This is a genomic window from Achromobacter arsenitoxydans SY8, assembly GCF_000236785.1.
GTDB lineage: Bacteria > Pseudomonadota > Gammaproteobacteria > Burkholderiales > Burkholderiaceae_B > Achromobacter > Achromobacter arsenitoxydans.
Window position 1 is genome coordinate 223204 of sequence record NZ_AGUF01000055.1, and the last position, 11254, is coordinate 234457.

Genomic DNA, 11254 nt, shown 5'->3' on the forward strand with positions numbered 1-11254 from the left:
CTGCGGTAGAGGAGAATGAGCATGCGTCACGACATCGGCGTCGTGGCGCATCAAGGCCGATAAGCCGCGGCTCCTTTGTGCTTTGCCGCGGTGCTTTCCGCAAAACGCGCCGGTATATCCGCGCGTGGACCGGAAAAGAAAAAACCCGAACGCTTTCGCGTACGGGGTTTTTCTTGGCGCATCACGACAGGTACCTCGTGATGTAATAATTGGTGCCCAGGAGAGGACTCGAACCTCCACACCTTGCGGCACACGGACCTGAACCGTGCGCGTCTACCAATTCCGCCACCTGGGCGCTGTTGCTTTACATTCGCTTCGCTTTCGCGTTGTTTCGTGTTCAGCAGCAGAGGAATGAGATTATGCATACTTTTTTAGAAGTGTGCAAGTCGTTCTGCATATTTTTCTCTTTTTTTTGTTCGGGCCGCTTTCGATATAGTGTCGGCCATGTCCCGCACACTCTGTACGCGCTGCCTGCGCCCTGAATCGCACTGCTTGTGCGCCCTGATTCCTTCGCTGTCCTGCCGCACTCGCGTGGTGGTGCTGCAACATCCAAGCGAAGCGCGCCATGCTCTGAATACCGCCAGGCTTGCGGTGCTGGGCCTGGCCGGCGCGCGCCGTGTGGTCGGCGAGTATTTTCGCGAAGAGGACTGGGCCGAGGCGGGCCATGCGCCGCGCCTGCTGTTTCCCGGCAATGACGCCGAAGTGCTGACGCCGGGCTATGGCCAGGATCTGGGCATGCCCATCCGGCTGATTGTTCCGGACGGAACCTGGGGGCATGCGCGCAAGCTGCTGCACATCAATCCTGCGCTTGCAGCCTTGCCTCGCGTGATGTTGCCTGCCGGCTTGTCTACCCGTTATCGCGTGCGTCATGCCGATGTGCCGGGCGCGTTGTCCACCATCGAAGCCGTGACGCACGCGCTGAACGCCATTGAGGCGCCGCGCAATTTCGATGCCTTGCTTGCGCCATTCGAGGCGCTGATCGACGGGCAGATCGACGGAATGGGCGCGGAGCTTTATGCGCGCCATCATTTGAACCGCAAGGTTCCATGGCGCTGAAAGGAAGGGGGGAGGGCGACGACGCTTTGCGTCTATGTCTGTGGGAGCGCGCTAAATCGGTGTTATGTATCAGTGCCTGGCACAGGCTATCCCTCTTTTCGCTTTCGCTCCTGCTATTAGGCCCTGCGTGTTTTGCACGAAATGCCTAATTCGGACGCGCAAAGCAAAAGCCCCGAAAATCATTTGATTTCCGGGGCTTTTCAGCCGCGATTTTCAGTCACGCTTTACGTCGTGCTTTTTCATCGCTGATCAAGTCAATTCAAATTGCCTTGATTTGAATTCCGTGGTGCCCAGGAGAGGACTCGAACCTCCACACCTTGCGGCACACGGACCTGAACCGTGCGCGTCTACCAATTCCGCCACCTGGGCACTGAAAGATACTGTCAGAACTATGTGCTACGCTGCCGCCAGTTGCATCGTCCGGTTCAACATATTTGATTAAACAGTTGAACTAAACCATGCGCCAGCTTGCAGTTGGTTTTACAATCGGTTTTTCAGTTCAGCTTTGGGCTTGGCTGATCAACCTTCTGACCATTTCTGCTTCAGTGTTCAGCCTTGGGCGAACCACAGAAGCTGCGCATTATATACGGAAATTTTAGCTTTGGCAAAACGATCGAATAACGAGTCGAATAACAACAGATCAACACCCTTGCCCGAAGCGCCGCCGGACTTCGACCCTGATGTTCCGTCCCGTGAAGCCATCCTGACGGCGTTGCGCGCCGCCGGTTCGCCGTTGTCTCCGGTGGAGCTGGCTGAACGCATGGGCATCGAGCGCCCGGCGACGATGGTGGGCTTCGAGCGCCGCCTGGGCGCCATGGAGCGCGATGGGCAACTGATGCCCAACCGCAAGGGCGTGTTGCTGCTGGCCACCAAGCTCGACTTCGTCGCTGGCAAGGTCCTGGGCCATCGCGATGGCTTCGGCTTCCTGCTGCGCGATGACGGCGGCCCCGATCTGTTCCTGTCGCCGCGCGAAATGCTCAAGGTGCTGCATGGCGACCGCGTGCTGGTCAAGCCGTCGGGCGAATACCGCGGCAAGCCGGAAGGCACCATTGTCGAAGTCATCGAACGCCGCACCAACAAGCTGGTGGGGCGCTTCCTGCACGAGCACGGCCTGTCCATCGTCGTACCTGAAGACCAGCGCATCAAGCACGACATCCTGATTCCGCCCAGCGACACCAACGGCGCCCAGCACGGGCAGGTGGTCGCGGTGGAAATCATGGCGCAACCCACGCGCCACACGCAGCCGCTGGGTCGCGTCGCCGAGGTGCTCGGCGAAATCGACGACCCTGGCATGGAAATCGAGATCGCGGTGCGCAAGTTCGACGTGCCGGTCGATTTCACGGAAGGCGCGCTCAAGCAGGCGGCTCGCCTGCCGGATTCGGTCAGGAAGACCGACCTGAAGGACCGCGTGGATCTGCGCGACGTCCCGCTCATCACCATCGACGGCGAAGACGCGCGCGATTTCGACGACGCCGTGTATTGCGAACCCGTGGAACTGGGTGCGGGCCAGCGCAAGCGTCCGGGCTGGCGCCTGTTGGTGGCCATTGCCGACGTCAGCCATTACGTGCGTCCGGGCGACGCGCTGGACGACGACGCAATCGAGCGCGGCACCAGCGTGTACTTCCCGCGCCGGGTCATCCCGATGCTGCCCGAGTCGCTGTCCAACGGGCTGTGTTCGCTGAATCCCGACGTCGACCGCCTGGTCCTGGTGTGCGACATGGTCATTCCGGCCTCGGGCGTCAAGGCGGGCACGGTCACGGCCTACCAGTTCTATAACGCGGTCATGCATTCGCACGCCCGCACGACCTACACGAACATCTGGGCCGCCCTGCAGCAGCCGGGCGGTCCGGCCGCGCATGCGATGCGCAGCGTGATGCCCCAGGTCCAGCACCTTTACGAACTCTTCCAGGTGCTGTCGCAAGGGCGCAAGAAGCGCGGCGCCATAGACTTCGACACGGTCGAAACCAAGATCGTCTGCAATGAGCTCGGGCGCATCGAGCAGATCGTGCCGTCGGTGCGCAACGACGCCCACAAGCTGATCGAAGAGTGCATGTTGGCCGCCAATACCTGCGCGGCCGACTTCATGACGCGCAGCAAGCATCCCGGCCTGTACCGTATCCACGAAGGCCCGACGCCGGAACGCCTGCAATCGCTGCGCGAGTTCCTGCGCACGATGGGCCTGTCGCTGGGAGGGGGCGAGACGCCCACCGCCAAGGATTATGGCGACTTCCTCGATTCCGTCCGGGGGCGCCCCGACTACCAGCTGCTGCAGACCATGTGCCTGCGTTCCATGCAGCAGGCCGTCTACAGCCCGGACAACATGGGCCACTTCGGCCTGTCCTATCCCGGCTACAGCCACTTCACGTCGCCGATCCGCCGCTACCCCGACCTGCTCACGCATCGCGTAATCAAGGCGCTGCTGGCGGGCCAACGCTACGTGCCCAGCCTGGACGACCATGCCGTGGTCATCGGCCGCACGCAGCGCGAACACGAACACGCCATCTGGGAAAAGCTGGGCCTGGTGCTGTCCGCCAGCGAACGGCGCGCGGACGAGGCGTCGCGCGATGTCGAGGCCTGGCTCAAGTGCTGGTTCGTCAAGGAGCGCGTCGGCGAAGACTTCAGCGGCACCGTCACCGGCGTGGCCAGTTTCGGCATCTTCGTCACGCTCGATACGCTGCACGTCGAAGGTCTGGTGCACGTGTCCGAATTGGGCGGCGAGTACTTCCAGTTCAACGACGCCTTGCACGAGCTGCGTGGCGAGCGCACGGGCATGCGTTACCGCCTTACCGACAAGGTGCAGGTGCAGGTCTCTCGCGTGGACCTGGAAGCGCGCCGCATCGAATTCCGCCTGGTGCAGGGCACCAGCTTCGACGCATTGCGCAAGGCCGCCGCGCGCGGCTCCGATGAACCGGCGCGCCGCGTGAAGAAGGCGGCGGCGCCCAAACCCGCCGCCCTGAAGGGCCAGACCGCCAAGGAACGGCGCGCCGAGGCCAAGAAGGCCAGCAAGCCGCCCAAGGCCGCCAAGCGCGCCGCACCCGCCAAGAAGGTCGTCCGCAAGCGGCACTGACCGGCGCGAAACCGGGTCCTTATGCCCAGGCCGTCGTTTGGCGGCCTGGCCTTAAGGGGTAACATTGCGGTTATTGCCGGCTTGGTCCGGTGGCCCGCCCCGCTCTGGGGCGGGTATTCGTTTATCTAAAGGTATTGTTCTATGGCGTCGACCCAAGTTCTGGCCGGGTTTCACGCGGTTGTCGCGCGGCTGCGCCACGCGCCCGAGTCGATCAAGGAAATCTATGTCGAGGCCTCGCGCCGCGACAAGCGCATGCAGACGTTCATCGAGCAGGCTGAAAAGGCGGGTTGCCGCCTGCATCCGGTTCCGATGGAACGCCTTGACGGCCTGTCGCGCGGCACCCGCCACCAGGGCGTCGTTGCGCTGGCCGACGAGCGTCAGCTTGCTGTCGATGTGGATGAAGTGCTGGACGTGGTCGAGGGCCCGCCGCTGCTGCTGATTCTTGACGGCGTAACCGATCCCCACAATCTGGGCGCGTGCCTGCGCACCGCGGATGCCGCCGGCGTGCACGCCGTGATCGCGCCCAGGGACCGGGCCGTCGGCCTTAACGCAACGGTCCAGCGCGTGGCCTGCGGGGCGGCGGACACCGTCCCCTACCTGATGGTGACCAACCTGGCCCGCACCATGCGCAGCCTGAAGGACCGCGGGGTGTGGCTGGTGGGCACCGACGACCAGGCCACCGGCAGCATGCACCAGATCGACGCGCGCCAGCCCATGGGCTGGGTCATGGGCGCCGAAGGCGAGGGCATGCGCCGCCTTACCCGAGAGACCTGCGACCAGCTGGTGAACATTCCCATGCTGGGTTCGGTGGAAAGCCTGAACGTCAGCGTGGCCAGCGCCGTCTGCCTGTACGAGACCGTGCGCCAGCGCCAGTCTTGATTCGTCCTTATTTGTAGATTCCCTTCTTTTCGCGTCAGTCCATCATGCACCAGAACGGCTTTACCACCACGATCCTCCATTCCGACCGCAATCAATCCGTCGAGCACGGAGCGGTGCACAAGCCGATGCATCCGTCGTCCGAGTTTGCGTACGAAGATGCGCGCGAACTGGCCGCGGTTTTCCAGGGCAAGGCGGGCTTTACCTACGCGCGCCAGGGCACGCCCACGACGACTGCGCTTGAAGCCAAGATCAGCCAGATGGAAGGCGGCAAGGGGACGGTCAGCTTCTCGACCGGCATGGCGGCGCTGGCGGCCATCTTCACGACGCTGCTGCGCCGCGGCGATCACCTGGTGTCCAGCCAGTTCGTGTTCGGCAACACCAACAGCCTGTTTGGCACGCTGCAGGAACTGGGCGTCGAGATCACCTTCGTGGACGCGACCGATTCGGCGCAGGTGCGCGCGGCGATCCAGCCCAACACGCGCATGGTCTTCACCGAAACCATCGCCAACCCCGGCACTCAGGTTGCCGACCTGGCCGTCATTGGCGAGATCTGCCGCGAGAAGGGGCTGGTCTACGTCGTGGACAACACGCTGACGTCGCCGTGGATGTTCCGGCCTGCGTCGGTGGGCGCTTCGCTGGTGATGAACTCGCTGTCCAAGTACATCGGCGGACATGGCAACGCATTGGGCGGCGCCGTGACCGACACCGGGCTGTACGACTGGGCCGGCAACGACAACATCTATGAAGCCTACCGCAAGGGCCCGTCGACGGGCTGGGGGCTGACCCAGATCAAGAAGAAGGGGCTGCGCGACATGGGAGGCACGCTGGCCGCCGAGCCTGCGCACCGCATCGCGGTGGGCGCCGAGACGCTGGCCCTGCGCATGGCCAAGCACTGCGCGAACGCGCTGGCCCTGGCGCGCTTCCTGGAAGCGCATCCGGGCGTGGCCAAGGTGCATTATCCCGGGCTGGCCAGCCATCCGCAGCATGCGCGCTCGGCAGCGCTGTTTGGCTCGCGCTTTGGCGGCCTGCTGGGCGTGGAGCTGGCCGAGGGTGTCGATTGCTTCGACTTCCTGAACCGCCTGCGCGTTGTCCTGATGGCTACCCACCTTGGCGATACGCGCAGTCTGGCGCTGCCCGCCGCCCACACTATCTACTATGAAATGGGCCCCGAACGCCGTCAGCAGATGGGCATTGCGGACAGCCTGATCCGGGTGTCGGTGGGCATCGAGGATGAGGCCGATTTGCTGTTTGATTTCGATCAGGCGCTCACCGGTTGCCTGAAGGGATAATTCGGCAGGCGCTGGCTCGTCCATTGGGCGCGCCGGGGTCGCAACCGGGGTAGGAACCCATGCTTATACAGATTGCAGAAGTCTTCACGCCGCAAGAGGCGGCCGACATCCAGAGCCGTCTCGACGCGGCCGACTGGGTCGACGGCAAGGTCACGGCGGGCTATCAGTCGGCCGAGGTCAAGCGCAACCGGCAGTTGCCCGAGCATCATCCCCTGGCGCAAGAGATCGGCGCCCTGATCCTGCAGCGCCTCGCGGGCAATAACCTGTTCATGTCTGCGGCCTTGCCGCGCAAGATATTCCCGCCGCTGTTCAATCGCTACGAGGGCGGCGAGGCCTTCGGCTATCACGTGGACAATGCCGTGCGCGGCATCGCCGGCACGGCGGAACGCGTGCGCACGGACCTGTCCGCCACGCTGTTTTTCTCGGATCCCGATTCCTACGATGGCGGAGAGCTCGTCATCGACGACACCTACGGTCCGCGCGCGGTCAAGCTGCCCGCGGGGCATATGGTGCTGTATCCCGGAACCAGCCTGCACAAGGTCAATCCGGTGACCCGCGGCGCGCGCGTCAGTTCCTTCTTCTGGATGCAGAGCCTGGTGCGCGAAGACAGCCAGCGGGCGCTGCTGCTGGACATGGACGTGGCCATCCAGCGGTTGAACCAGGACGTGGCGGGGCACGCGTCGATCGTGCAGCTGACCGGCATCTATCACAATCTGCTGCGTCGCTGGGCGGATGTTTGATGAAGCCTAAAGTGATTTTTCGGGCTGTCGCGCAAACCCCTAAATTCGCGTTTGTGTTTATTGCGAAAACGCCTAAAAGCTAGTATTGACGCGGGTTGCGGTGAGGTTTTCGCTTGACAGCCGCTCTACGCCAAGGCCTAATACATGTCTGCGTCGCTGACGGTTCGTAGGCCATATGCCATCGAATCCTAAGCGGCGCAGCAGTTTAAAAGTTGTGCTTTGCAGCGCAAGAAAAAAGTTTATCCACTAGTCTGTTCGTCGTTTGCCTGGTCTTGCGTCCATTCGTGGCATCCAATCATGACGGCCATGAACTGCGCTCCCGGCAGACTCCACACCTTGTGAGGGGTATACCTGCATGAACAAAACCGAACTCATCGATCATATCGCCAGCAAGGCCGATATCTCCAAGGCTGCTGCCGGCCGTTCGCTCGACGCCCTGATCGGTGCCGTGAAGACCACGCTGAAGAAGGGCGGTACGGTCACGCTGGTTGGTTTCGGCACGTTTGCCGTGTCGGCTCGCGCCGCGCGCACCGGCCGTAACCCGCGCACCGGCGAAACCATCAAGATCAAGAAGGCCAAGGTGCCGAAGTTCCGTCCGGGCAAGGCCCTGAAGGACGCCGTCAACTAATAGACGGCACGCGAATCGCACGGCGCGGCCCTCTGCGATTTGCCCACAAGTACGCGGTCCGGTATACTCCGGCCCGCGTATTGCTTTTGAGTACCCAGTTGGCAGTTGCCTTGTACGAATTTTCGTCGTGCAACTGCACCGAAAGGGTGCTTAGCTCAGTTGGTAGAGCGGCGCCTTTACACGGCGTAGGTCACAGGTTCGACCCCTGTAGCACCCACCAAAAGCATGCTCGATTTTCACAAAACCCGCACACGTCGCCGTGGCGGGTTTTTTGTTTTGCGTAAGTGTTTTATCGCCTGTGCATTGATCCCGATCAGTAGGGCGGCGCCGCCCAAGACGAAATACAACGTGCGAATCATTCGCATTTAAGATACTATATTGGGCTTGTACCGGCCAGCCGGCGCCGCCCATTGCGCGCGCCGCGCCCCTGGCGGGCCGGATAAGTCAATGCTCCCTGGCTGATTCATGCCTAGTCTTCAACCCGGTTGGAATTCTTCTTCGCGGTCTTCTTTTGGTGTACGCGCAGGCGCTGGCCTGGCGGTCGTCGCGCTTCACGCGGCGGTGATTGGCGCTATCTTCATGGCGCCGGAAAATCGTCCTGAACTGGAGGAACCCGAGGCAATCATGGTGAGTGTGGTGGATGCTCCCATCCCCCAGATCGCCAAAGCCGAACCCACTCCCGAAGTGCCGCAGCCGGTGACCGAGACGCCGCCCGAGCCGCAACCCGAGATCGAGCCCGAACCTGAACCCGAGCCCGAACCCGAATTGAAGCCCGAGCCCGAACCGGAACCCGAACCCGAGCCGGTGGTTGAGAAGCCGCCGATGCCGGCGCCCAAGCCGCCGCCTCCGAAGCCCAAACCCAAGCCCAAGCCCCAGCCCAAGCAGGAGGTCAAGCCTGAGCCGAAGCCGGAGACGCCTCCCCAGCAGACGCCGCCCAGCGGCGCGCCGGAAGGCACTCAGGCGCCGCAAGGGCCGCAGCAAGGGCCGCCGCCGGATCAGCCTGTGCTGGTCTCCAGTATCGAATTCCAGGGCGCGCGTCCTATGCCGAACTACCCGATGGCCTCGCGCCGCATGCGGGAAGAGGGCCGGGTCGTGGTGCTGGTGGAGATCAACACCCAGGGACTGGTCGAGCGCGCCACCATTGATGCTTCGTCGGGGTTCCCGCGCCTGGACGAGTCGGCGCTGGCAGCCGCCCGCAAAGGTCGTTTCAAGCCGTATACCCGTAATGGCGTGGCTTATCCCGCCAAAGCCAAAATTCCGTTCGATTTCGTAATGAGGAACTGAGATGTCCAACGCACTGCATAGCGCCACCTTGGTGGCGCAGGCGACCACCAGCCCGGCAGCACCGGCTGCTGCAGCCGCTGCGCCCGCCGCCGCTGCGCCCGCCGCAGCCGCGGCCGCGCCCGCAGCCCAACAAGCCGCCACGACCGCCGGCGAAGTCGCCCAGCAAGCCGCAGGCGCCGTTCAGCAGTCCGCCGACGCGCTGCACAGCGCAGCCGCCGCGCTGCCCGCCGCGCCGGCTCCGGCAGCCGTGCCCGACATGGGCTTCCTGCACTTCGTCGCCCAGAGCGACTTCGTGGGCAAGAGCCTGTTCATCATCCTGATTCTGATGTCCCTGGTGACCTGGTACCTGATCCTGGTCAAGGTCGCCAGCAACGTCAGCATGCGCAAGCGTTCGGCCGAATTCCTGAACAAGTTCTGGAACGCCAGCTCGCTGGAGCAGGTCGAACACGAGATCAACACGCATGGCGCGCGCGATCCGTTCTCGCACCTGGCCAGCCACGCGATGCACGCTCAGGCGCATCACAACAAGTTCGGCGCGACCAAGCTGGAAGAATCCGGCAGCAATTCCGACTTTGTCACGCGCACCATGCGCAAGGTGATCGACGAAGAAACCGCGAAACTTGAAAACGGCCTGACGGTGCTGGCTTCGGTCGGCTCGACGGCGCCGTTCGTGGGTCTGTTCGGCACGGTGTGGGGCGTGTACCACGCGCTGGTCGGCATCGGCCTGTCCGATGGCGTGACCATCAACCGCATTGCCGGTCCGGTGGGTGAAGCGCTGATCATGACGGGCCTGGGCCTTGCGGTGGCAATTCCCGCAGTGCTGGCGTATAACACCTTCGTGCGCAACAACCGCGTGTTCCTGTCGCGTCTGGATGCGTTTGCGCATGACCTGTTTGCGTTCTTGACCACCGGCCAGCAAGTTGCGCTGTCCGACGGCAAGGTGCGCGCGCTGCGCCGCCAGAATGGCGCCGCGGCCCAACGCGGGAGCGAATAATGGCCTTTGGCAGCTTTGAGGGCAAGGGATCCGGCAGCCATGCGGTTTCCGAGATCAACATGGTGCCCCTGATCGACGTCATGCTGGTGCTGCTGGTGATCTTCATCATCACGGCGCCGCTGCTGGCGCATTCGATCAAGATCAACATGCCCCAGGTGGCCGCCGAGCAGATCGAGGAAGAGCCCAAGACGGTCGACCTGGCCATCGACGCCAGCGGCGCGCTGTTCTGGGACGAGAAGCCGGTCAATATCGACGACCTGCCCAATCGCTTCAAGTCGATCGCGGGCACCAAGCCGCAACCCGAGATCCGCATCCGCGCCGATCAGAACACCCGCTACGAAACGCTGGCCAAGGTCATGGCCTCGGCTCGCCGTTCGGGCATGACGCGCATCGGCTTCGTCACGACGCCCCCTTCGGGCGGCGCTCCCGCAGCCGGCGCGCCTGCCGGAGCGGCCCCGGCACCGGCACCGTCCGGCGGGTGAACGATTCCAAGGAAGGGGCGCATTTCGCGCCCCTTTTTTTTTGGATCGCGCTAGAATCGCGGCATGCGAGTTCTGGTAATCGAAGACGACACCACCCTGGGCCATGCGCTCCAGGAATTCCTGGCCGACCAGGGTTATGCGGTCGACTGGCTGACCGATGGCGACCGTGTCCTGGGCGCCCTGGCAGGCCAGCCGTATGACCTCATGCTGCTCGACCTCAACCTGCCCGGCATGAGCGGCCTGGATGTGCTGCGCCAGTTGCGCCAGGACGGAAACCAGGTCCCCGTGCTGATTCTCACCGCCCGCGATGGCATCGAAGACCGGGTTGCCGGCCTGGATGCCGGGGCGGACGACTACGTCACCAAGCCCTTTGAGCTTCCCGAATTGGCCGCCCGCGTGCGCGCCTTCGGCCGCCGCCGCGCGGGCCAGGCTCAGCCGCTCATTGAAGTGGGGCCCCTGGTGTTCGATACGGTCGGCCGCGAGGTCCGCGCCAATGGCCAGCGCCTGTCGCTGTCGGTGCGCGAACTCTCCGTGCTGGAAATGCTGATGGCCCGCGTGGGCCGCGTCGTAACCAAGCGCCAGATCGTGAATTCGCTGTCCGCCTGGGATGCGGATTTCAGCGAAAACGCGGTCGAAGTCTATGTGTACCGCTTGCGCAAGCGCCTGGAAGGCACGGGCGCCAGCATCCAGACGGTGCGCGGCTTCGGCTACATGCTGGATGTGGAAGCGGCCTGACGCGCCGCCTGTGGCTGGCGCACGCCGGCCACGCGTATCCACCCGCCTATTCGAGGGCCACGCGGCATGACGCAGGAACGCTCACCTCTACCGTCCCCGG

At 63.6% G+C, this 11254-nt stretch carries 10 protein-coding genes and 3 tRNA genes; 11 read left to right on the plus strand and 2 right to left on the minus strand.

Translation table 11 applies throughout. The annotated features are described in order from the left end of the window. Positions 1-210: 210 nt before the first annotated feature. Positions 211-295: transfer RNA gene (locus tag KYC_RS16685), tRNA-Leu, on the minus strand. 149 nt (positions 296-444) lie between these two features. Between KYC_RS16685 and KYC_RS16690 the strand changes: the two genes are divergently transcribed. After that, entirely contained in the window at positions 445-1056 is a 612-nt protein-coding gene (locus tag KYC_RS16690; RefSeq protein WP_043518668.1) for a tRNA-uridine aminocarboxypropyltransferase, read from the plus strand. Between the two features lie 284 nt (positions 1057-1340). Here KYC_RS16690 and KYC_RS16695 read toward each other — a convergent pair. Continuing rightward, a tRNA-Leu gene (locus KYC_RS16695) sits at positions 1341-1425 on the minus strand. Positions 1426-1657: 232 nt separating this feature from the next. On the opposite strand from KYC_RS16695, the gene rnr reads away from it, so the two are divergent. From rnr to KYC_RS16745, 10 genes are all read left to right on the plus strand, one after another. Then, the gene (gene rnr / locus KYC_RS16700) at positions 1658-4123 is read left to right on the plus strand and encodes a ribonuclease R (protein WP_043518670.1); all 2466 of its coding nucleotides are present in this window, start codon (positions 1658-1660) and stop codon (positions 4121-4123) included. Between the two features lie 141 nt (positions 4124-4264). Then, a complete protein-coding gene (rlmB, locus tag KYC_RS16705) occupies positions 4265-5002 on the plus strand; it encodes a 23S rRNA (guanosine(2251)-2'-O)-methyltransferase RlmB (RefSeq protein ID WP_008164422.1) in 738 nt (245 codons plus the stop codon). A 44-nt stretch (positions 5003-5046) separates the two neighbouring features. After that, on the plus strand, positions 5047-6291 hold the full coding sequence (locus KYC_RS16710; protein ID WP_008164424.1) for a cystathionine gamma-synthase family protein: 1245 nt from the start codon (positions 5047-5049) through the stop codon (positions 6289-6291). A gap of 59 nt (positions 6292-6350) precedes the next feature. Next, positions 6351-7031: a Fe2+-dependent dioxygenase gene (locus tag KYC_RS16715; protein ID WP_008164427.1), complete on the plus strand. Its 681-nt coding sequence runs from the start codon at positions 6351-6353 to the stop codon at positions 7029-7031. A 355-nt stretch (positions 7032-7386) separates the two neighbouring features. Further along, entirely contained in the window at positions 7387-7659 is a 273-nt protein-coding gene (locus KYC_RS16720; protein ID WP_003812968.1) for an HU family DNA-binding protein, read from the plus strand. Positions 7660-7803: 144 nt separating this feature from the next. Beyond that, positions 7804-7879: transfer RNA gene (locus tag KYC_RS16725), tRNA-Val, on the plus strand. 245 nt (positions 7880-8124) lie between these two features. Continuing rightward, the gene (locus KYC_RS16730) at positions 8125-8943 is read left to right on the plus strand and encodes an energy transducer TonB (protein ID WP_043518673.1); all 819 of its coding nucleotides are present in this window, start codon (positions 8125-8127) and stop codon (positions 8941-8943) included. A 1-nt stretch (position 8944) separates the two neighbouring features. Continuing rightward, positions 8945-9937 carry a MotA/TolQ/ExbB proton channel family protein gene (locus KYC_RS16735; protein ID WP_008164449.1) on the plus strand — a complete coding sequence of 331 codons (993 nt, stop codon included), beginning with the start codon at positions 8945-8947 and terminating at the stop codon, positions 9935-9937. After that, a complete protein-coding gene (locus KYC_RS16740) occupies positions 9937-10419 on the plus strand; it encodes an ExbD/TolR family protein (RefSeq protein WP_008164452.1) in 483 nt (160 codons plus the stop codon). The genes KYC_RS16735 and KYC_RS16740 overlap by 1 nt, the downstream gene beginning before the upstream one ends. A gap of 63 nt (positions 10420-10482) precedes the next feature. Next, a complete protein-coding gene (locus KYC_RS16745; protein ID WP_008164454.1) occupies positions 10483-11154 on the plus strand; it encodes a response regulator transcription factor in 672 nt (223 codons plus the stop codon). The last annotated feature ends 100 nt before the right edge of the window (positions 11155-11254 follow it).